The 22,657-nt window shown below is 43.7% G+C and carries 5 protein-coding genes, 22 tRNA genes and 8 rRNA genes; 30 read left to right on the forward strand and 5 right to left on the reverse strand.

Translation table 11 applies throughout. From position 1 onward, the window contains the following. Window positions 1-35: 35 nt before the first annotated feature. The 3 genes from K7H06_RS00615 (at window position 36) to rrf (K7H06_RS00625) (ending at window position 3,503) form a co-directional block, all read left to right on the forward strand. A tRNA-Ile gene (locus tag K7H06_RS00615) sits at window positions 36-112 on the forward strand. A 182-nt stretch (window positions 113-294) separates the two neighbouring features. Beyond that, window positions 295-3,221, forward strand: a 23S ribosomal RNA gene (locus K7H06_RS00620). 165 nt (window positions 3,222-3,386) lie between these two features. After that, window positions 3,387-3,503, forward strand: a 5S ribosomal RNA gene (rrf, locus tag K7H06_RS00625). Between the two features lie 461 nt (window positions 3,504-3,964). Here the strand turns inward: rrf (K7H06_RS00625) and K7H06_RS00630 are convergent. After that, window positions 3,965-5,143, reverse strand: a complete 1,179-nt coding sequence (locus tag K7H06_RS00630; protein WP_223038084.1) for a pyridoxal phosphate-dependent aminotransferase — start codon at window positions 5,141-5,143, stop codon at window positions 3,965-3,967. Window positions 5,144-6,043: 900 nt separating this feature from the next. On the opposite strand from K7H06_RS00630, the gene K7H06_RS00635 reads away from it, so the two are divergent. From K7H06_RS00635 to K7H06_RS00765, 27 genes are all read left to right on the forward strand, one after another. Beyond that, window positions 6,044-7,569 (forward strand): 16S ribosomal RNA (locus tag K7H06_RS00635). Between the two features lie 96 nt (window positions 7,570-7,665). After that, window positions 7,666-7,741 (forward strand) — tRNA-Ala (locus K7H06_RS00640). Window positions 7,742-7,853: 112 nt separating this feature from the next. Then, a 23S ribosomal RNA gene (locus K7H06_RS00645) occupies window positions 7,854-10,780 on the forward strand. Between the two features lie 227 nt (window positions 10,781-11,007). After that, window positions 11,008-11,124, forward strand: a 5S ribosomal RNA gene (rrf, locus tag K7H06_RS00650). Between the two features lie 5 nt (window positions 11,125-11,129). After that, window positions 11,130-11,204 (forward strand) — tRNA-Asn (locus K7H06_RS00655). Window positions 11,205-11,212: 8 nt separating this feature from the next. Then, window positions 11,213-11,301: transfer RNA gene (locus K7H06_RS00660), tRNA-Leu, on the forward strand. Between the two features lie 5 nt (window positions 11,302-11,306). After that, window positions 11,307-11,382 (forward strand) — tRNA-Met (locus tag K7H06_RS00665). A 6-nt stretch (window positions 11,383-11,388) separates the two neighbouring features. After that, window positions 11,389-11,463 (forward strand) — tRNA-Glu (locus K7H06_RS00670). A gap of 5 nt (window positions 11,464-11,468) precedes the next feature. After that, window positions 11,469-11,544 (forward strand) — tRNA-Val (locus K7H06_RS00675). Window positions 11,545-11,549: 5 nt separating this feature from the next. Then, window positions 11,550-11,626, forward strand: a tRNA-Asp gene (locus K7H06_RS00680). Between the two features lie 159 nt (window positions 11,627-11,785). Beyond that, window positions 11,786-11,860: transfer RNA gene (locus K7H06_RS00685), tRNA-Thr, on the forward strand. 13 nt (window positions 11,861-11,873) lie between these two features. Continuing rightward, window positions 11,874-11,959, forward strand: a tRNA-Tyr gene (locus K7H06_RS00690). 74 nt (window positions 11,960-12,033) lie between these two features. Next, a tRNA-Leu gene (locus K7H06_RS00695) sits at window positions 12,034-12,117 on the forward strand. A gap of 4 nt (window positions 12,118-12,121) precedes the next feature. Further along, window positions 12,122-12,198, forward strand: a tRNA-Arg gene (locus K7H06_RS00700). Window positions 12,199-12,219: 21 nt separating this feature from the next. Beyond that, window positions 12,220-12,295 (forward strand) — tRNA-Lys (locus K7H06_RS00705). A 5-nt stretch (window positions 12,296-12,300) separates the two neighbouring features. Continuing rightward, window positions 12,301-12,389: transfer RNA gene (locus K7H06_RS00710), tRNA-Ser, on the forward strand. 5 nt (window positions 12,390-12,394) lie between these two features. Next, window positions 12,395-12,471, forward strand: a tRNA-Pro gene (locus K7H06_RS00715). Between the two features lie 4 nt (window positions 12,472-12,475). Then, window positions 12,476-12,551: transfer RNA gene (locus tag K7H06_RS00720), tRNA-Phe, on the forward strand. An 86-nt stretch (window positions 12,552-12,637) separates the two neighbouring features. Then, window positions 12,638-14,163 (forward strand): 16S ribosomal RNA (locus tag K7H06_RS00725). 96 nt (window positions 14,164-14,259) lie between these two features. Next, window positions 14,260-14,335, forward strand: a tRNA-Ala gene (locus K7H06_RS00730). Between the two features lie 175 nt (window positions 14,336-14,510). Further along, window positions 14,511-17,437: ribosomal RNA gene (locus K7H06_RS00735) — 23S ribosomal RNA — on the forward strand. A gap of 165 nt (window positions 17,438-17,602) precedes the next feature. Then, a 5S ribosomal RNA gene (gene rrf, locus K7H06_RS00740) occupies window positions 17,603-17,719 on the forward strand. Together the 16S, 23S and 5S rRNA genes with 21 tRNA genes alongside form the textbook arrangement of a ribosomal RNA operon. Before the next feature lie 7 nt (window positions 17,720-17,726). Further along, window positions 17,727-17,801: transfer RNA gene (locus K7H06_RS00745), tRNA-Asn, on the forward strand. Window positions 17,802-17,805: 4 nt separating this feature from the next. Next, window positions 17,806-17,880: transfer RNA gene (locus K7H06_RS00750), tRNA-Glu, on the forward strand. A 6-nt stretch (window positions 17,881-17,886) separates the two neighbouring features. After that, window positions 17,887-17,962 (forward strand) — tRNA-Val (locus K7H06_RS00755). A gap of 119 nt (window positions 17,963-18,081) precedes the next feature. Next, a tRNA-Leu gene (locus K7H06_RS00760) sits at window positions 18,082-18,165 on the forward strand. A gap of 10 nt (window positions 18,166-18,175) precedes the next feature. Continuing rightward, a tRNA-Gly gene (locus K7H06_RS00765) sits at window positions 18,176-18,250 on the forward strand. 57 nt (window positions 18,251-18,307) lie between these two features. Here the strand turns inward: K7H06_RS00765 and K7H06_RS00770 are convergent. Genes K7H06_RS00770 through K7H06_RS00785 form a run of 4 tightly spaced genes read right to left on the reverse strand, consistent with a single transcriptional unit; the run spans window position 18,308 to window position 22,621 of the window. Next, complete coding sequence (locus K7H06_RS00770) at window positions 18,308-19,300, reverse strand: M42 family metallopeptidase (RefSeq protein WP_484795921.1); 993 nt, start codon at window positions 19,298-19,300, stop codon at window positions 18,308-18,310. Then, entirely contained in the window at window positions 19,287-20,312 is a 1,026-nt protein-coding gene (locus K7H06_RS00775) for a M42 family metallopeptidase (RefSeq protein WP_223038086.1), read from the reverse strand. Before K7H06_RS00775 ends, K7H06_RS00770 begins: the two co-directional genes overlap by 14 nt. Next, complete coding sequence (locus tag K7H06_RS00780; protein ID WP_223038087.1) at window positions 20,303-21,355, reverse strand: M42 family metallopeptidase; 1,053 nt, start codon at window positions 21,353-21,355, stop codon at window positions 20,303-20,305. The genes K7H06_RS00775 and K7H06_RS00780 overlap by 10 nt, the downstream gene beginning before the upstream one ends. A 48-nt stretch (window positions 21,356-21,403) precedes the next feature. Then, on the reverse strand, window positions 21,404-22,621 hold the full coding sequence (locus K7H06_RS00785; protein WP_223038088.1) for a 2,3-bisphosphoglycerate-independent phosphoglycerate mutase: 1,218 nt from the start codon (window positions 22,619-22,621) through the stop codon (window positions 21,404-21,406). Window positions 22,622-22,657 lie beyond the last annotated feature (36 nt).

Consider the following 22,657-nt stretch of genomic DNA (forward strand, 5'->3'; position numbering starts at 1 on the left):
CACTGTCTAGTTTTGAGAGTTTAACTCTCAGGTAGGGGCTTGTAGCTCAGGTGGTTAGAGCGCACGCCTGATAAGCGTGAGGTCGGAGGTTCGAGTCCTCCCAAGCCCACCATTAAAGCCTTTCGAAAGAGAGGGTTTGAATTTGTACTTTGAAAACTGAACAATGCATATAAAAAAAGATTAATACTACAATTAATCTGAGAGAATCAAGAGCAATGAAACTAATAAACGTAAAGTTTATTAGTACTCCAATTACACAAAATATAAAATTTTGGTAATTGAAGCATTGCAGCAGGTCAAGTTATAAAGAGCATAGGGCGGATGCCTTGGCACTAGGAGTCGATGAAGGACGTGGTAAGCTGCGATAAGCCTCGGGTAGCTGCAAGCAAGCTTTAATCCGGGGATTTCCGAATGGGGGAACCCACTTAGGGTAATACCTAAGTACCATCTACTGAATAAATAGGTAGATAGGAGACATACCAGGGGAACTGAAACATCTAAGTACCCTGAGGAAGAGAAAGAAAACTCGATTCCCTGAGTAGCGGCGAGCGAAAGGGGAAGAGCCCAAACCTAAAGAATTTTCTTTAGGGGTTGCGGATATACTCATTAAGAGCAAAGAATTTGTAGCCGAAGAACTCTGGAAAGAGTTACCGAAGAAGGTAATAGTCCTGTAGGCAAAACTTAGTCTAGCTTGAGTATACTCCAGAGTACCACGAGACACGTGAAACCTTGTGGGAAGCTGGGGGGACCACCCCCCAAGGCTAAATACTTCCTAGTGACCGATAGCGTATAGTACCGTGAGGGAAAGGTGAAAAGAACCCCGGGAGGGGAGTGAAATAGAACCTGAAACCCTATGTTTACAAGCAGTGGAAGTTCTTTTTATGAACGACCACGTACTTTTTGTAGAACGGGCCAACGAGTTACGGTATGCAGCAAGGTTAAGTTATTTTGTAACGGAGCCGCAGCGAAAGCGAGTCTTAATAGGGCGATTTTAGTTGTATGCCGTAGACCCGAAACCGGGTGACCTATCCATGAGCAGGTTGAAGCGGAAGTAAAATTTCGTGGAGGACCGAACCCATGTCTGTTGAAAAAGGCTGGGATGACTTGTGGATAGCGGAGAAATTCCAATCGAACTCGGAGATAGCTGGTTCTCCCCGAAATAGCTTTAGGGCTAGCCTTAAAGGTAGTGATACGGAGGTAGAGCACTGAATGTCCTAGGGGCCCTCACCGGTTACCGAAGACTATCAAACTCCGAATGCCGTAATCATAACTTTAGGAGTCAGACTATGGGTGATAAGATTCATGGTCGAAAGGGAAACAGCCCAGATCGTCAGCTAAGGTCCCTAAGTACAGGTTAAGTGGAAAAGGATGTGGGATTGCATAGACAACTAGGATGTTGGCTTAGAAGCAGCCATTCATTCAAAGAGTGCGTAATAGCTCACTAGTCGAGTGATCCCGCGCCGAAAATTACCGGGGCTCAAACCTGTCACCGAAGCTACGGCATACCGTTTGGTATGGGTAGGGGAGCATTGTATATGGGTTGAAGCTGTACCGTAAGGAGCAGTGGACTATATACAAGAGAGAATGTTGGCATGAGTAGCGAGAGGCAGGTGAGAATCCTGCCCGCCGAAAACCTAAGGTTTCCTGAGGAAGGTTCGTCCACTCAGGGTTAGTCGGGACCTAAGCCGAGGACGAAAGTCGTAGGCGATGGACAACAGGTTGAAATTCCTGTACCACCGAAAATCGTTTGAGCGATGGGGTGACACAGAAGGATAGGTTAAGCGCACCGTTGGTTGTGTGCGTCTAAGCGTTTAGGAAGTTAGGATAGGCAAATCCGTCTTAACAATTCTGAGGCGTTATGGGGAGCGAAATATAAGTAGCGAACTTACTGATTCCACGCTGTCAAGAAAAGCCTCTAGTTAGATCTAGGTGCCCGTACCGTAAACCGACACAGGTAGGTGAGGAGAGAATCCTAAGGCGAGCGAGAGAACTATTGTTAAGGAACTCGGCAAAATGACCCCGTAACTTCGGGAGAAGGGGTGCCACGTTAGGGTTTATAGCCCGAGGTGGCCGCAGAGAATAGATCCAAGCGACTGTTTAGCAAAAACACAGGTTTCTGCTAAGTCGAAAGACGATGTATAGGAGCTGACGCCTGCCCGGTGCTGGAAGGTTAAGGGGACGTGTTAGAGCAATCGAAGCACCGAACTTAAGCCCCAGTAAACGGCGGCCGTAACTATAACGGTCCTAAGGTAGCGAAATTCCTTGTCGGGTAAGTTCCGACCCGCACGAAAGGCGTAACGATTTGGATACTGTCTCGACAATAGACTCGGTGAAATTGTAGTACCGGTGAAGATGCCGGTTACCCGCAGCAGGACGGAAAGACCCCGTGGAGCTTTACTGTAGCCTGACACTGGATTTTGGTATTACATGTACAGGATAGGTGGGAGACGTCGATGCATGCACGCCAGTGTGTGTGGAGTCATCCTTGGGATACCACTCTTGTAATACTGAAGTTCTAACCATAAGCTGTGAATCCAGCTTTGGGACACTGTCAGGTGGGCAGTTTGACTGGGGCGGTCGCCTCCTAAAGAGTAACGGAGGCGCCCAAAGGTTCCCTCAGCGCGGTCGGAAATCGCGCGAAGAGTGCAAAGGCAGAAGGGAGCTTGATTGCGAGACATACAGGTCGAGCAAGGACGAAAGTCGGGCTTAGTGATCCGGTGGTTCCGAGTGGAAGGGCCATCGCTCAACGGATAAAAGCTACCCCGGGGATAACAGGCTTATCTCCCCCAAGAGTCCACATCGACGGGGAGGTTTGGCACCTCGATGTCGGCTCGTCTCATCCTGGGGCTGTAGTAGGTCCCAAGGGTTGGGCTGTTCGCCCATTAAAGAGGCACGCGAGCTGGGTTCAGAACGTCGTGAGACAGTTCGGTCCCTATCCGCTGTGGGCGCAGGAAATTTGAGAGGAGCTGTCCTTAGTACGAGAGGACCGGGATGGACATACCTCTGGTGCATCAGTTGTCACGCCAGTGGCACAGCTGAGTAGCTATGTATGGACGGGATAAGCGCTGAAGGCATCTAAGCGCGAAGCCCCCCTTAAGATAAGATTTCCCATAGCGTTAAGCTAGTAAGACCCCAGAAAGACTATCTGGTTGATAGGTCGGAGGTGTAAGGGCAGTAATGTCTTAAGCTGACCGATACTAATAGGTCGAGGACTTGACCAATAAAATATGCATTGTTTGGTTTTGAGAGTATAAATTCTCAATCAATGTAATCCATTAATCTAAAACTTCTAGATAATATAGAGTTTTAAATTAATGAAACTAAGAAACGCATTTGTTTCTTAGTACTACAATCACACCAAATATAAAATTTGGGGGATTGCAGCATCCAGTGACTACAGCGAAGGGGTCACACCTGTTCCCATACCGAACACAGAAGTTAAGCCCTTCAGCGCTGATGGTACTTGGTGGGTAACTGCCTGGGAGAGTAGGTCGTCGCTGGTTACATAAAGGACTTAGGACGAAACGAGTTCGTTTTAGGTCTTTTTTTTATTTCATAAATTTGTGAATAAACCCTTTGAGTTGTTGATAAAATGAATAAATCATCTAAGTTATTCACAATTTAAAAACATTTTCACACAAGATATGATGTGATTAAAAAATTAATGAACAATTTTATAAAAATACTGTTGAAAAATATATTCGAAATTAAAATTTATCCACAACTTTTTATAGTTTATAAACATAAAAGAGCAAAGCTTAATTACAAAGCAATGCTCTTTTTATAATTTAGAGAAAATTATAAACTTCTTAAATTTGTATAGATTTTTATAATTTTTCATATAGATTAAAAAAGGCTACCATTTGAAAGTAAAATGTTTCAAAGGTAGACTTTTTTATGATGTACATAATTATGAAATGTTAATATTGGGTTCTTATAAAGAAAGACTGATTTAGATTAAAGATTAAAGATTTTCTATAAAAGATTGAATACGATTGATTCCCTGTAATAATTCTTCTGTGTCACATGCGTAGGAGATACGAATAAAATCATCCATGCCAAAGGCAATTCCTGGAACAACGGCAACTTTTCCTATGTTTAATAACATATCTGAAAAGGCAACAGAAAAGCTATCATTCCATTTTAATTTATTTTTTAGATTAGATATATCAATAAACAGATAGAAAGCGCCTTGAGGAGTAATAAATTCAAGATTTTTAATTTTTTTGAGTGCTTCTATAGCTAGATCTCTTCTGGATTGATAAGTATTTACCATTTCAACGATTTCTGACTGACAGGAAGTTAAAGCTGAAACACCAGCCCACTGAGAAATGGTACTAGGATGGGATACTAGATGGCCTTGTACTGCAGCAATAGCTGTTGCCAGGGTTTTATTTGTAGCAGAGTAACCAATTCTCCATCCAGTCATTGCAACTGATTTTGAAAGTCCATTGATGGTAATGGTTATGTTTTTTGCGTCATTAGATAATGAAGCAATACTAACAAAAGAATCTACATAACAAATCTTTTCATAGATTTCATCAGCTAAAATATAGATATTATGTTTAAGACAAATATCAACTATTTGTTGTAATTCTTCTTTTGAATATACTACTCCTGTTGGATTAGAAGGATTTGTAATAAAAATTATTTTGGTTTTAGGGGTAAGTATATTTTCAATATCTTTAGGTGTTACTTTAAAATTATTTTCCTTTTTTGTATCTAGAAAAACTGGTTTACCTCCTACGAGTTTAACCATTTCAGGATAGCTAACCCAATAAGGCTTTGGAATGATTACTTCATCACCATAATCTAATAAAGCAATAAGTGTATTTGTAATAGCGTGTTTTGCACCACTTGATACAATAATTTCATCTAATTCATATAAAATGTTGTTCTCAACTTGAAGTTTGTTTTGAATGGCTTTACGTAATTCTAATAATCCAGCTGCTGAATCATATTTTGTTTGATCCATATTTATTGCTTCAATAGCATTATTTTTAGCAGAAGATGGTGTCAAAAAATCTGGTTCTCCAATACTGAGGTTAATAATATCCTGTCCTTGACTTTTTAGTTCTTTTACCTTTGTACTGATTCCTATGGTAAAAGAAGGGGTAATTCCTTTTAATTTTGAAGATAACATGAGAGGCCTCCTTTTATAGAATGAAGTTTTAAAGACAATATATATGAATCTATGAATTATTGCAATGGGCAAAATAAATAAAAAAGATGAAGTTAAAAACTTTCTCATAAACTTAGTTTTTAGATTTTATTCATGAGAGATTAGAATATAAGTTTTTTAGATGGATCAATAGTTTTTAAAAGGATTGATACATTCAAGTGGATTTTGCTCCATGATAGAACAGTTTTTTTCATCAGAATTCTTTCTAAACATGAATGGCATATATTAACTTTTATAAATTTATGTCTATAGTAAAGGCTGTACGTCACAAAAAAATGAATATTCATACATAACATTTTATAAAAACATCATATTATTGTAAATAGGAAATTATATTTTATTGTTTATTATTTATGAGAAAAATGCATTAGGGGTAGCTATCATATCATAATATCAGCAGGAGTAATTATTAATAGATTTTATTAACTGATTGCTTAATATTAGGTATTCAACCTGTTTAGCTATATTTAAGAAATAAATATAGTAGAGTGTAGAGGTGAGGTTGTCCGCAATGAATATATGAAAAACACAAGAAAATGGTTTGTTTTATAAAAAAAGTATTGACTGTATTCCTATATGATGGTATAGTATTACTTACCTCGCTTAAAGAAGCACCTTTGAAAACTGGAATTAATTTCTGGTTGACTTTGTTTCGAAGAGATGGTAAGATATATCTTGTCGCTGTCGAAAAGCAATAATCAATCAAAAAAAATGCTTGACAGATTCGACAAGAAATGATAAGATGATTAAGTCGTCGAACGGCGATGATTTAAAAAATTGATCTTTGAAAACTATACAGTGTAAGAAATTAAGCCAGATATATGGACTATAAAAGTCCAAAACGTTCAATTCAAAACTTTTATACTTGAGAGTTTGATCCTGGCTCAGGATGAACGCTGGCGGCGTGCCTAACACATGCAAGTCGAGCGTGAAGCTCTTTATTGATCCTTCGGGTGATTTAAAGAGTGGAAAGCGGCGGACGGGTGAGTAACGCGTGGGTAACCTGCCCTATACACAGGGATAGCCTCGGGAAACCGGGATTAATACCTGATAAAACTCTAGTATGGCATCATACATGAGTCAAAACTCAGGTGGTATAGGATGGACCCGCGTCTGATTAGCTAGTTGGTAAGGTAATGGCTTACCAAGGCGACGATCAGTAGCCGACCTGAGAGGGTGATCGGCCACACTGGAACTGAGACACGGTCCAGACTCCTACGGGAGGCAGCAGTGGGGAATATTGCACAATGGGCGAAAGCCTGATGCAGCAACGCCGCGTGAGCGATGAAGGCCTTCGGGTCGTAAAGCTCTGTCCTAAGGGAAGAATAATGACGGTACCTTAGGAGGAAGCCCCGGCTAACTACGTGCCAGCAGCCGCGGTAATACGTAGGGGGCAAGCGTTATCCGGAATCACTGGGCGTAAAGGGTGCGTAGGCGGCCAATAAAGTCTGGGGTGAAAGGCTACGGCTTAACCGTAGTAAGCCTTGGAAACTTATTGGCTTGAGTGCAGGAGAGGAGAGTGGAATTCCTAGTGTAGCGGTGAAATGCGTAGATATTAGGAGGAACACCAGTGGCGAAGGCGACTCTCTGGACTGTAACTGACGCTGAGGCACGAAAGCGTGGGGAGCGAACAGGATTAGATACCCTGGTAGTCCACGCCGTAAACGATGAGTGCTAGGTGTCGGGGGTCGAACCTCGGTGCCGCAGCTAACGCATTAAGCACTCCGCCTGGGGAGTACGGTCGCAAGACTGAAACTCAAAGGAATTGACGGGGACCCGCACAAGCAGCGGAGCATGTGGTTTAATTCGAAGCAACGCGAAGAACCTTACCAAAACTTGACATCCTTTGCATTACCCTTAATCGGGGAAATCCCTTCGGGGACAAAGTGACAGGTGGTGCATGGTTGTCGTCAGCTCGTGTCGTGAGATGTTGGGTTAAGTCCCGCAACGAGCGCAACCCTTGTCTTTAGTTGCCAGCATTTCGGATGGGCACTCTAGAGAGACTGCCGGGGATAACTCGGAGGAAGGTGGGGATGACGTCAAATCATCATGCCCCTTATGTTTTGGGCTACACACGTGCTACAATGGCTGGTACAACGGGAAGCGAAAGAGTAATCTGGAGCCAATCTTAAAAGCCAGTCTCAGTTCGGATTGTGGGCTGCAACTCGCCCACATGAAGCTGGAGTTGCTAGTAATCGTGAATCAGAATGTCGCGGTGAATGCGTTCCCGGGTCTTGTACACACCGCCCGTCACACCATGGAAGTTGGGGGCACCCGAAGTCAGCTATCTAACCTTTTGGAGGAAGCTGCCGAAGGTGAATTCAATAACTAGGGTGAAGTCGTAACAAGGTAGCCGTATCGGAAGGTGCGGCTGGATCACCTCCTTTCTAAGGAGAATAGGTTTGTTTCTTACACTGTCTAGTTTTGAAGGATCAAACCTTCAAAATGAAACTCAGAAAACTTTATTTCTGAGTTTCATGCATGGGGACGTAGCTCAGCTGGGAGAGCACCTGCCTTGCACGCAGGGGGTCAGGGGTTCGATCCCCCTCGTCTCCACCATTAAAACCTTTCGAAAGAGAGGGTTTAACTTTGTACTTTGAAAACTAAACAATGCATATATAAAAAGATTAATACTACAATTAATCTGAGAGATATCAAAATGATCAAAAACGGTCAAGTTATAAAGAGCATAGGGCGGATGCCTTGGCACTAGGAGTCGATGAAGGACGTGGTAAGCTGCGATAAGCCTCGGGTAGCTGCAAGCAAGCTTTAATCCGGGGATTTCCGAATGGGGGAACCCACTTAGGGTAATACCTAAGTACCATCTACTGAATAAATAGGTAGATAGGAGACATACCAGGGGAACTGAAACATCTAAGTACCCTGAGGAAGAGAAAGAAAACTCGATTCCCTGAGTAGCGGCGAGCGAAAGGGGAAGAGCCCAAACCTAAAGAATTTTCTTTAGGGGTTGCGGATATACTCATTAAGAAAGAGGCTATTGTAGTCGAAGAGGTCTGGAAAGACCCACCGAAGAAGGTAACAGTCCTGTAGATGAAACAAGAAGACTTTCGAGTATACTCCAGAGTACCACGAGACACGTGAAACCTTGTGGGAAGCTGGGGGGACCACCCCCCAAGGCTAAATACTTCCTAGTGACCGATAGCGTATAGTACCGTGAGGGAAAGGTGAAAAGAACCCCGGGAGGGGAGTGAAATAGAACCTGAAACCCTATGTTTACAAGCAGTGGAAGTTCTTTTTATGAACGACCACGTACTTTTTGTAGAACGGGCCAACGAGTTACGGTATGCAGCAAGGTTAAGTTATTTTGTAACGGAGCCGCAGCGAAAGCGAGTCTTAATAGGGCGATTTTAGTTGTATGCCGTAGACCCGAAACCGGGTGACCTATCCATGAGCAGGTTGAAGCGGAAGTAAAATTTCGTGGAGGACCGAACCCATGTCTGTTGAAAAAGGCTGGGATGACTTGTGGATAGCGGAGAAATTCCAATCGAACTCGGAGATAGCTGGTTCTCCCCGAAATAGCTTTAGGGCTAGCCTTAAAGGTAGTGATACGGAGGTAGAGCACTGAATGTCCTAGGGGCCCTCACCGGTTACCGAAGACTATCAAACTCCGAATGCCGTAATCATAACTTTAGGAGTCAGACTATGGGTGATAAGATTCATGGTCGAAAGGGAAACAGCCCAGATCGTCAGCTAAGGTCCCTAAGTACAGGTTAAGTGGAAAAGGATGTGGGATTGCATAGACAACTAGGATGTTGGCTTAGAAGCAGCCATTCATTCAAAGAGTGCGTAATAGCTCACTAGTCGAGTGATCCCGCGCCGAAAATTACCGGGGCTCAAACCTGTCACCGAAGCTACGGCATACCGTTTGGTATGGGTAGGGGAGCATTGTATATGGGTTGAAGCTGTACCGTAAGGAGCAGTGGACTATATACAAGAGAGAATGTTGGCATGAGTAGCGAGAGGCAGGTGAGAATCCTGCCCGCCGAAAACCTAAGGTTTCCTGAGGAAGGTTCGTCCACTCAGGGTTAGTCGGGACCTAAGCCGAGGACGAAAGTCGTAGGCGATGGACAACAGGTTGAAATTCCTGTACCACCGAAAATCGTTTGAGCGATGGGGTGACACAGAAGGATAGGTTAAGCGCACCGTTGGTTGTGTGCGTCTAAGCGTTTAGGAAGTTAGGATAGGCAAATCCGTCTTAACAATTCTGAGGCGTTATGGGGAGCGAAATATAAGTAGCGAACTTACTGATTCCACGCTGTCAAGAAAAGCCTCTAGTTAGATCTAGGTGCCCGTACCGTAAACCGACACAGGTAGGTGAGGAGAGAATCCTAAGGCGAGCGAGAGAACTATTGTTAAGGAACTCGGCAAAATGACCCCGTAACTTCGGGAGAAGGGGTGCCACGTTAGGGTTTATAGCCCGAGGTGGCCGCAGAGAATAGATCCAAGCGACTGTTTAGCAAAAACACAGGTTTCTGCTAAGTCGAAAGACGATGTATAGGAGCTGACGCCTGCCCGGTGCTGGAAGGTTAAGGGGACGTGTTAGAGCAATCGAAGCACCGAACTTAAGCCCCAGTAAACGGCGGCCGTAACTATAACGGTCCTAAGGTAGCGAAATTCCTTGTCGGGTAAGTTCCGACCCGCACGAAAGGCGTAACGATTTGGATACTGTCTCGACAATAGACTCGGTGAAATTGTAGTACCGGTGAAGATGCCGGTTACCCGCAGCAGGACGGAAAGACCCCGTGGAGCTTTACTGTAGCCTGACACTGGATTTTGGTATTACATGTACAGGATAGGTGGGAGACGTCGATGCATGCACGCCAGTGTGTGTGGAGTCATCCTTGGGATACCACTCTTGTAATACTGAAGTTCTAACCATAAGCTGTGAATCCAGCTTTGGGACACTGTCAGGTGGGCAGTTTGACTGGGGCGGTCGCCTCCTAAAGAGTAACGGAGGCGCCCAAAGGTTCCCTCAGCGCGGTCGGAAATCGCGCGAAGAGTGCAAAGGCAGAAGGGAGCTTGATTGCGAGACATACAGGTCGAGCAAGGACGAAAGTCGGGCTTAGTGATCCGGTGGTTCCGAGTGGAAGGGCCATCGCTCAACGGATAAAAGCTACCCCGGGGATAACAGGCTTATCTCCCCCAAGAGTCCACATCGACGGGGAGGTTTGGCACCTCGATGTCGGCTCGTCTCATCCTGGGGCTGTAGTAGGTCCCAAGGGTTGGGCTGTTCGCCCATTAAAGAGGCACGCGAGCTGGGTTCAGAACGTCGTGAGACAGTTCGGTCCCTATCCGCTGTGGGCGCAGGAAATTTGAGAGGAGCTGTCCTTAGTACGAGAGGACCGGGATGGACATACCTCTGGTGCATCAGTTGTCACGCCAGTGGCACAGCTGAGTAGCTATGTATGGACGGGATAAGCGCTGAAGGCATCTAAGCGCGAAGCCCCCCTTAAGATAAGATTTCCCATAGCGTTAAGCTAGTAAGACCCCAGAAAGACTATCTGGTTGATAGGTCGGAGGTGTAAGGGCAGTAATGTCTTAAGCTGACCGATACTAATAGGTCGAGGACTTGACCAATAAAATATGCATTGTTTGGTTTTGAGGGTACAAATTAGTAGTTGACAAGATTCGATAAATTTGGTAGAATAAATCTTGTCGTCAACAAAAAAAAGTTTTAAAAAACATAAAAAAGTTGTTGACAAACTACGTAAAACAAGATAAAATATATCTTGTCCTCAAAAAAACTCATTGCAATTCAAATGAGAAATAAGGATAAAAATTAAGAATTATGCAATTCTAACAAATCCAGTAATAATAGCGAAGGGGTCACACCTGTTCTCATACCGAACACAGAAGTTAAGCCCTTCAGCGCTGATGGTACTTGGTGGGTAACTGCCTGGGAGAGTAGGTCGTTGCTGGTTTGTGTTCCAAGGTAGCTCAATGGTGGAGCACTCGGCTGTTAACCGATAGGTTGTGGGTTCGAGTCCCACCCTTGGAGCCAGAAGAATTGCCGGAGTGGCGGAACTGGCAGACGCACAGGACTTAAAATCCTGCGGTCCTTACAGATCGTACCGGTTCGATTCCGGTCTCCGGCACCACATATCGCGGAGTGGAGCAGTTGGTAGCTCGTCGGGCTCATAACCCGAAGGTCGTAGGTTCAAATCCTGCCTCCGCAACCATTTTAAGGCCCATTGGTCAAGCGGTCAAGACACCGCCCTTTCACGGCGGTAACCCGGGTTCGATTCCCGGATGGGTCACCAATTTTGGGCGTATAGCTCAGCTGGGAGAGCACCTGCCTTACAAGCAGGGGGTCATAGGTTCGAACCCTGTTACGCCCACCAAAATTGGCCCGGTAGTTCAGTTGGTTAGAATGCCAGCCTGTCACGCTGGAGGTCGAGGGTTCGAACCCCTTCCGGGTCGCCAATTTTCTTTAATATGAAATGGTTATGAAGTAGTTTAAATATGCTGGTGTGGCTCAACGGTATAAGTAGAGAACCGAAATCTATGATTTCGTGTAAATCACTTAGTAATGAGTTGCAAAGGCAAGAAAAGTATGAAATGGCTATAAAATGATGTAGATGTGCTGGTGTGGCTCAACGGTAGAGCAGCTGACTTGTAATCAGCAGGTTGGGGGTTCGATTCCCTTCGCCAGCTCCATAAAAAATATTAGGGAGGAGTTCCCGAGTTGGCCAAAGGGGACGGACTGTAAATCCGTTAGCTTAGCTTTCAGTGGTTCGAATCCACTCTCCTCCACCATTTAAAAAGTTAAGGAACTTTAGTTTCTGACTACTCCACTCACAATAAATGTGAAATTTAGGTGATTGAAGCATGCGGGTGTGGCGGAATTGGCAGACGCACTAGACTTAGGATCTAGCGCCTTCGGCGTGGGGGTTCAAGTCCCTCCACCCGCACCAAAATGGGTTCATAGCTCAGTTGGATAGAGCAACGGCCTTCTAAGCCGTGTGTCCGGGGTTCGAATCCCTGTGGACCCGCCATAGTATAATCAAAATATATTTGACCCATTAGCTCAGTTGGTAGAGCACTTGACTTTTAATCAAGGTGTCCCGCGTTCGAGCCGCGGATGGGTCACCAAGCACGGAGGGGTGTCCGAGAGGTTTAAGGAGCTGGTCTTGAAAACCAGTGATTCCGAAAGGGACCGTGGGTTCGAATCCCACCCCCTCCGCCATAAATCGAGGTGTAGCGCAGTTTGGTAGCGCATCTGGTTTGGGACCAGAGGGCCGCGGGTTCAAATCCTGCCACCTCGACCATAATGCCCAGATAGCTCAGTCGGTAGAGCAGGGGACTGAAAATCCCCGTGTCGGTGGTTCGATTCCGCCTCTGGGCACCATTTTGATCTTTGAAAACTATACAGTGTAAGAAATTAAGCCAGATATATCGACTAAACAGTCGAAAAACGTTCAATTCAAAACTTTTATACTTGAGAGTTTGATCCTGGCTCAGGATGAACGCTGGCGGCGTGCCTAACACATGCAAGTCGAGCGTGAAGCTCTTTATTGATCCTTCGGGTGATTTAAAGAGTGGAAAGCGGCGGACGGGTGAGTAACGCGTGGGTAACCTGCCCTATACACAGGGATAGCCTCGGGAAACCGGGATTAATACCTGATAAAACTCTAGTATGGCATCATACATGAGTCAAAACTCAGGTGGTATAGGATGGACCCGCGTCTGATTAGCTAGTTGGTAAGGTAATGGCTTACCAAGGCGACGATCAGTAGCCGACCTGAGAGGGTGATCGGCCACACTGGAACTGAGACACGGTCCAGACTCCTACGGGAGGCAGCAGTGGGGAATATTGCACAATGGGCGAAAGCCTGATGCAGCAACGCCGCGTGAGCGATGAAGGCCTTCGGGTCGTAAAGCTCTGTCCTAAGGGAAGAATAATGACGGTACCTTAGGAGGAAGCCCCGGCTAACTACGTGCCAGCAGCCGCGGTAATACGTAGGGGGCGAGCGTTATCCGGAATCACTGGGCGTAAAGGGTGCGTAGGCGGCCAATAAAGTCTGGGGTGAAAGGCTACGGCTTAACCGTAGTAAGCCTTGGAAACTTATTGGCTTGAGTGCAGGAGAGGAGAGTGGAATTCCTAGTGTAGCGGTGAAATGCGTAGATATTAGGAGGAACACCAGTGGCGAAGGCGACTCTCTGGACTGTAACTGACGCTGAGGCACGAAAGCGTGGGGAGCGAACAGGATTAGATACCCTGGTAGTCCACGCCGTAAACGATGAGTGCTAGGTGTCGGGGGTCGAACCTCGGTGCCGCAGCTAACGCATTAAGCACTCCGCCTGGGGAGTACGGTCGCAAGACTGAAACTCAAAGGAATTGACGGGGACCCGCACAAGCAGCGGAGCATGTGGTTTAATTCGAAGCAACGCGAAGAACCTTACCAAAACTTGACATCCTTTGCATTACCCTTAATCGGGGAAATCCCTTCGGGGACAAAGTGACAGGTGGTGCATGGTTGTCGTCAGCTCGTGTCGTGAGATGTTGGGTTAAGTCCCGCAACGAGCGCAACCCTTGTCTTTAGTTGCCAGCATTTCGGATGGGCACTCTAGAGAGACTGCCGGGGATAACTCGGAGGAAGGTGGGGATGACGTCAAATCATCATGCCCCTTATGTTTTGGGCTACACACGTGCTACAATGGCTGGTACAACGGGAAGCGAAAGAGTAATCTGGAGCCAATCTTAAAAGCCAGTCTCAGTTCGGATTGTGGGCTGCAACTCGCCCACATGAAGCTGGAGTTGCTAGTAATCGTGAATCAGAATGTCGCGGTGAATGCGTTCCCGGGTCTTGTACACACCGCCCGTCACACCATGGAAGTTGGGGGCACCCGAAGTCAGCTATCTAACCTTTTGGAGGAAGCTGCCGAAGGTGAATTCAATAACTAGGGTGAAGTCGTAACAAGGTAGCCGTATCGGAAGGTGCGGCTGGATCACCTCCTTTCTAAGGAGAATAGGTTTAATCTTACACTGTCTAGTTTTGAAGGATCAAACCTTCAAAATGAAACTCAGAAAACTTTATTTCTGACTGTTCATGCATGGGGACGTAGCTCAGCTGGGAGAGCACCTGCCTTGCACGCAGGGGGTCAGGGGTTCGATCCCCCTCGTCTCCACCATTAAAACCTTTCGAAAGAGAGGGTTTAACTTTGTACTTTGAAAACTAAACAATGCATATATAAAAAGATTAATACTACAATTAATCTGAGAAAATCAAGAACAATGAAACTAATAAACGTAAAGTTTATTAGTACTCCAATTACACAAAATGTAAAATTTTGGTAATTGCAGCATGGTCAAGTTATAAAGAGCATAGGGCGGATGCCTTGGCACTAGGAGTCGATGAAGGACGTGGTAAGCTGCGATAAGCCTCGGGTAGCTGCAAGCAAGCTTTAATCCGGGGATTTCCGAATGGGGGAACCCACTTAGGGTAATACCTAAGTACCATCTACTGAATAAATAGGTAGATAGGAGACATACCAGGGGAACTGAAACATCTAAGTACCCTGAGGAAGAGAAAGAAAACTCGATTCCCTGAGTAGCGGCGAGCGAAAGGGGAAGAGCCCAAACCTAAAGAATTTTCTTTAGGGGTTGCGGATATACTCATTAAGAAAGAGGCTATTGTAGTCGAAGAGGTCTGGAAAGACCCACCGAAGAAGGTAACAGTCCTGTAGATGAAACAAGAAGACTTTCGAGTATACTCCAGAGTACCACGAGACACGTGAAACCTTGTGGGAAGCTGGGGGGACCACCCCCCAAGGCTAAATACTTCCTAGTGACCGATAGCGTATAGTACCGTGAGGGAAAGGTGAAAAGAACCCCGGGAGGGGAGTGAAATAGAACCTGAAACCCTATGTTTACAAGCAGTGGAAGTTCTTTTTATGAACGACCACGTACTTTTTGTAGAACGGGCCAACGAGTTACGGTATGCAGCAAGGTTAAGTTATTTTGTAACGGAGCCGCAGCGAAAGCGAGTCTTAATAGGGCGATTTTAGTTGTATGCCGTAGACCCGAAACCGGGTGACCTATCCATGAGCAGGTTGAAGCGGAAGTAAAATTTCGTGGAGGACCGAACCCATGTCTGTTGAAAAAGGCTGGGATGACTTGTGGATAGCGGAGAAATTCCAATCGAACTCGGAGATAGCTGGTTCTCCCCGAAATAGCTTTAGGGCTAGCCTTAAAGGTAGTGATACGGAGGTAGAGCACTGAATGTCCTAGGGGCCCTCACCGGTTACCGAAGACTATCAAACTCCGAATGCCGTAATCATAACTTTAGGAGTCAGACTATGGGTGATAAGATTCATGGTCGAAAGGGAAACAGCCCAGATCGTCAGCTAAGGTCCCTAAGTACAGGTTAAGTGGAAAAGGATGTGGGATTGCATAGACAACTAGGATGTTGGCTTAGAAGCAGCCATTCATTCAAAGAGTGCGTAATAGCTCACTAGTCGAGTGATCCCGCGCCGAAAATTACCGGGGCTCAAACCTGTCACCGAAGCTACGGCATACCGTTTGGTATGGGTAGGGGAGCATTGTATATGGGTTGAAGCTGTACCGTAAGGAGCAGTGGACTATATACAAGAGAGAATGTTGGCATGAGTAGCGAGAGGCAGGTGAGAATCCTGCCCGCCGAAAACCTAAGGTTTCCTGAGGAAGGTTCGTCCACTCAGGGTTAGTCGGGACCTAAGCCGAGGACGAAAGTCGTAGGCGATGGACAACAGGTTGAAATTCCTGTACCACCGAAAATCGTTTGAGCGATGGGGTGACACAGAAGGATAGGTTAAGCGCACCGTTGGTTGTGTGCGTCTAAGCGTTTAGGAAGTTAGGATAGGCAAATCCGTCTTAACAATTCTGAGGCGTTATGGGGAGCGAAATATAAGTAGCGAACTTACTGATTCCACGCTGTCAAGAAAAGCCTCTAGTTAGATCTAGGTGCCCGTACCGTAAACCGACACAGGTAGGTGAGGAGAGAATCCTAAGGCGAGCGAGAGAACTATTGTTAAGGAACTCGGCAAAATGACCCCGTAACTTCGGGAGAAGGGGTGCCACGTTAGGGTTTATAGCCCGAGGTGGCCGCAGAGAATAGATCCAAGCGACTGTTTAGCAAAAACACAGGTTTCTGCTAAGTCGAAAGACGATGTATAGGAGCTGACGCCTGCCCGGTGCTGGAAGGTTAAGGGGACGTGTTAGAGCAATCGAAGCACCGAACTTAAGCCCCAGTAAACGGCGGCCGTAACTATAACGGTCCTAAGGTAGCGAAATTCCTTGTCGGGTAAGTTCCGACCCGCACGAAAGGCGTAACGATTTGGATACTGTCTCGACAATAGACTCGGTGAAATTGTAGTACCGGTGAAGATGCCGGTTACCCGCAGCAGGACGGAAAGACCCCGTGGAGCTTTACTGTAGCCTGACACTGGATTTTGGTATTACATGTACAGGATAGGTGGGAGACGTCGATGCATGCACGCCAGTGTGTGTGGAGTCATCCTTGGGATACCACTCTTGTAATACTGAAGTTCTAACCATAAGCTGTGAATCCAGCTTTGGGACACTGTCAGGTGGGCAGTTTGACTGGGGCGGTCGCCTCCTAAAGAGTAACGGAGGCGCCCAAAGGTTCCCTCAGCGCGGTCGGAAATCGCGCGAAGAGTGCAAAGGCAGAAGGGAGCTTGATTGCGAGACATACAGGTCGAGCAAGGACGAAAGTCGGGCTTAGTGATCCGGTGGTTCCGAGTGGAAGGGCCATCGCTCAACGGATAAAAGCTACCCCGGGGATAACAGGCTTATCTCCCCCAAGAGTCCACATCGACGGGGAGGTTTGGCACCTCGATGTCGGCTCGTCTCATCCTGGGGCTGTAGTAGGTCCCAAGGGTTGGGCTGTTCGCCCATTAAAGAGGCACGCGAGCTGGGTTCAGAACGTCGTGAGACAGTTCGGTCCCTATCCGCTGTGGGCGCAGGAAATTTGAGAGGAGCTGTCCTTAGTACGAGAGGACCGGGATGGACATACCTCTGGTGCATCAGTTGTCACGCCAGTGGCACAGCTGAGTAGCTATGTATGGACGGGATAAGCGCTGAAGGCATCTAAGCGCGAAGCCCCCCTTAAGATAAGATTTCCCATAGCGTTAAGCTAGTAAGACCCCAGAAAGACTATCTGGTTGATAGGTCGGAGGTGTAAGGGCAGTAATGTCTTAAGCTGACCGATACTAATAGGTCGAGGACTTGACCAATAAAATATGCATTGTTTGGTTTTGAGAGTATAAATTCTCAATCAATGTAATCCATTAATCTAAAACTTCTAGATAATATAGAGTTTTAAATTAATGAAACTAAGAAACGCATTTGTTTCTTAGTACTACAATCACACCAAATATAAAATTTGGGGGATTGCAGCATCCAGTGACTACAGCGAAGGGGTCACACCTGTTCCCATACCGAACACAGAAGTTAAGCCCTTCAGCGCTGATGGTACTTGGCGGGCAACTGCCTGGGAGAGTAGGTCGTCGCTGGTTTATTTGTTCCAAGGTAGCTCAATGGTGGAGCAACCGGCTGTTAACCGGTAGGCTGTGGGTTCGAGCCCCACCCTTGGAGCCATTAAGGCCCATTGGTCAAGCGGTCAAGACACCGCCCTTTCACGGCGGTAACCCGGGTTCGATTCCCGGATGGGTCACCAATTTTAGGGCGTATAGCTCAGCTGGGAGAGCACCTGCCTTACAAGCAGGGGGTCATAGGTTCGAACCCTGTTACGCCCACCAATTTTAGTTAACATTAATATGTTAACTATGTTTGTTTAACAAATGAAAATGAAACTTAGAAACTAAAGTTCTTGAGTACTTCATTTACACCAAATATAAAATTTGGGTGATTGAATCCTGCGGGTGTGGCGGAATTGGCAGACGCACTAGACTTAGGATCTAGCGCCTTCGGCGTGGGGGTTCAAGTCCCTCCACCCGCACCATTTTAATTTTGCAGAAGTGGCTCAGTGGTAGAGCATCGCCTTGCCAAGGCGAGGGTCGCGAGTTCGAATCTCGTCTTCTGCTCCATTTTATTTTTTGAAGCGATTCTAAAAAGACTATGCTAATTAGCATAGTCTTTTTTTATTATATATTCTTTTCTAATATTTTCGTCAAAAGAGTAATACTATTCTCAACATCTTCTTTAGAAATCATTTCTGAAGGACTGTGAACATATCTACAAGGAATAGATAAAACACCTGAAGGAACCCCACTTCTAGTTAGATGGATAGCTCCTGAGTCTGTTCCACCAAATTCTAATACTTCTAATTGATAAGGAATTTGATTTTCTTTTGCTGTATCAATCATTAGTTTTTTTACAGCAGGGTGACTGAGTAAGGATTTATCTTTTATTTTTACAGCAGGACCGTTCCCTAATTTAACAGCCATATGTTTTGCATGAGGGGTATCGCCCGTACTCGTAACATCTATAGCGATAGCTAAATCAGGGTCTACTGAAAAAGCTGCAGTTTTTGCTCCTCGGAGTCCTAATTCTTCTTGAACCGTAAAGACGAAATAAAGTTCATTTGGAGAATCTTTTAAGTTTTTTATGGTTTCGATGGTAATAAAACAACCAATTCGATCATCTAAAGCTTTTGAAGTAATAAAATCACCAAGGGTAGTAAAAGAGCTATAGAAGGAAGCTACATCTCCAATATTTACTTTTTTTAATGCTTCTTCCTTTGATTTTGCGCCAATGTCAATATACATTTTCTCAAGCTTTAGCTTTTTCATATCATCTAAGTGTTCCATTCCGATTACTCCAATTGTTTTATCAGAAAATATGATCCTTTGACCAAGAGAAATATATGGAGAAACGCCTCCAATATTGGAAAATTTTAAAAATCCATTGTCCGTAATACCTGTAATGATTACACCAATCTCATCCATATGACTAGCAAGCATTACTCGTTTACCATTTCCTTTTTTAATGGCCATTAGATTACCCATTTTATCAATTTTTATTTCATCTACATAATCTTTTATTTCATTTTGAATGAATTGACGAATTTTTTCCTCATTTCCAGAAGGGCCGTACTCTTCTGTAAGTTTTTTTAATAATTCACTATTCATAATCATCCTCCTTTTTTATAGATTCAAGGAAAAGGGATACAAGTTTTATAGCGTTTTCAAAATCATCCTTGTGGATTACAGAAATAGGAGAGTGAAGATATCTACATGGGACAGAAATAGCTGAGGTAGGAATTCCTTCTCTTGTTAAATGAATTCTTCCTGCATCATTTCCACCTTTGGTTGTTTGCTTAAACTGTACCTTAATATTATTCTTTTCTGCAAGTTTTAGTAATTTTTTTATGATATTTTTGTCAAAATATGAACCACTATCAACTAAAGAAATGGCAGGACCATTTCCTAAACGAGTAGCAAAATCTGGCTCATCTATATCTGTTAGATCATAGCAAGTAGTTCCTTCTAATACAAGCGCTAGATCAGGATTTAGTCTATAGGCTGCAACCCCTGCTCCACGAAGCCCTACTTCTTCTTGTACAGAAAAGACTGCGTAAATGGTAGAATCATATTTTTCCTTTAAAATTTCCATAATCATTGCACAACCTGCTCGATCATCTAAAGCTTTGGCTTTTATAAGATTTTCTCCAAATTCTATATATTCACTATCAAAATGAATATAATCTCCTCTTGAAACTAATTTTTCAGCTTCTTCTTTTGATTTTGCCCCGATATCTATATATAGTTGTTTATGTTTTAAGGCTTTTTTTCTTTCATCTGGTTCTTGAAGATGAATAGCCTTTGCTCCAATAACACCTTTTACTTTGTTTTTGCCGATTTCAACTACCTTAGAAACAAAAATACGATCATCCATACCTCCTACAGGTAAGAATTTAATAAATCCATTTTCATCAACAGAGTTTACCATCATTCCGACTTCGTCCATATGGGCTGATAGCATGATAGATGGAAAACTCTCTTTTCCTTTTTTAATGGCAATAAGATTTCCTAAAAAATCAATTTTTATTTCATCTACATAAGGTTTGATTTTTTCATAAATAAAGTCTCGTACTTCTTTTTCATTTCCTGAAACACTGGGTATATTACAAAGCTTTTTTAGAAGCATAAAAATCCCTCCAAATCTTCATCGTCTAGGCTTGCGATAAAATAAGCAAGAAGTCGTCCTGTATTTTTTATATCGTCTAGGTCGATTGTTTCAACGGAGGTATGCATATATCGTAGTGGAATAGACAATACCCCTGTTGCTATACCACATTGGGTGATTTGCATGGATTGAGCATCTGTTCCAGAGTTACCAGGACTTAATTCAATTTGGAATGGAATGTTATATTCTTTTGCAATTTCTTTTAATCTTTTATGTATTTTTGGATGAATATTACCACCTAAAGTAATTCCGGGACCCTTTCCTAACTCTATCGTATCATCCTTAGATAATTCAGGAGTTTTGCCAAAACCAACATCTATAGCTATACCAATATGTGGAGAGACTCCAAAGGTACTAACCATAGCCCCTCTTGTTCCTACTTCCTCTTGTACGGTTGCTACTCCGTAAATATCACATGCATGATTGATTTTTTTCAGTTCTCTAAAGCATTCAATCATTGCAGCAATACCAGCTTTATCATCAAGAGCTTTACCTGCAACCCTACTTCCAAGAAGTGGAATCATCTTTCTATGAATGGTAATAGCATCACCAATACAAACTACTTTTTCAGCTGCTTCCTTGGTCATTCCAATATCTATAAGTAGATCTTCTATTCCTATAGCACCTTTTCGATCCTCAATTGTTTGTAGATGGGGTGCTTTTGTAGCAACAACTCCAAATACATCTTCTTTTCCATGAATCATGACTTCTTGAGCAAGAAGGGTTCTTTGGTCAACTCCACCAATATTGGTAACTTTAATAAATCCGTTTTTATCAATATCCTTTACCATAAGACCTATTTCATCCATATGGGCTGCTAGCATAATTTTAATAGGATTTTTAGCATTTCCTTTTTTATAGGAAATTAAATTTCCTAGTTTATCTTTTTTGATGTCGTCTGTTAGTTCTTTTAAATAAGTTTCAATTATACTTCCCATAGTGTATTCAAACCCTGAAACACTAGGATTTTCTATCATTTCTTTTAATATCTGTTTAATATCCATTATTCTCCTCCTTTCTTTATAATCAACATTTATTATAGCACATAAATATTAAGCACCAAACTTATCCAACCTCTTAGCATTGGCTAAAAGAATGCCCATTAAATAGTTACTTTCAAAAAATCCTAACCCACCATTATTACAAGCATTTTCATGGAATTTTTTAACATCATCTACCCCAGCAAATTGGCTATGAATGAGTAGGGGAATAGGATGCCAGCTATGAGAGCGCATTGCACAAGGCGAGGAGTGATCTCCTGTGATGGCTAAGACATCAGGTTTATTTTCAAGAATAATAGGAAGTGCTTTATCTACTTTTTCAATGCAGCTTACCTTTGAATCAAAGTCTCCGTCTTCCCCTGCTTGATCGGTACCTTTTACATGAATAAAGAAGAAATCATATTTATGATGATAATTTACATAAGTTTCAAATAAACCTTCTATAGAATCAGGAGCAGGAAGGAGTGTCATACCAAGTAAAGATGCAATTCCCCGATACATAGGGTAGGTAGCAATAGCAGCAGATTCTAATAAATATTTGTCCCTCATAGAAGGAATTTTTGGCTTTGATGCAATGCCTCGCATCAAAAATGCATTTGCAGGATTTTTATCGTTTATTAGTGCATATCCTTGTTTGATAAATTTATTGATTACATCTGCAAGAAATTGAGAAGATGCATTTTTTCCAGCTGCTGGAATAGGTGCTTTTCCTTCAACCAAAGGATCAGTATCATTGATCATTGATCCCATGGACTTTTCTTTGCTTCTGAATATAGTTACAAATCGGTGACCTTTCCCAGGTTTAATAATAATTTCTACACCATCAATTTCATTTATGCTCTTTAAAATATTACATAATTCTACAGTCATTTCAGTAGGGATTCTTCCTGCTCTACGGTCTGTAATCAACCCTTTGTCATTCATAGTAGCAAAATTACACCTTGCAGCTACATCATAAGATTTTAATTCAAAATCAATACCAATAGCTTCTAGAACTCCCCTCCCAATAGAATTATTCAAAGGATCATAACCAAAAAGACCGAGATGCCCTGGGCCACTTCCGGGTGTAATACCTGGAAGGATGGGATGCATACGTCCTGTAATAGATGCTTTTGCCAATTTATCCAAATTTGGAGTATGAGCATATTCTAGTGGCGTTTTATTTTTAAAGTTCATGCTTCTAATATCTCCTATGCCATCCATTACAAGTAAAACAATTTTGGAGTTATTAGACTTGATAGTATTTTGAATAATTTGTTCATAATTCATATTCATCACCTCATATATTTGCTTAGAATAACTTTA

Origin of the sequence: Crassaminicella profunda (genome assembly GCF_019884785.1) — a bacterium.
GTDB classification, from domain to species: domain Bacteria; phylum Bacillota; class Clostridia; order Peptostreptococcales; family Thermotaleaceae; genus Crassaminicella; species Crassaminicella profunda.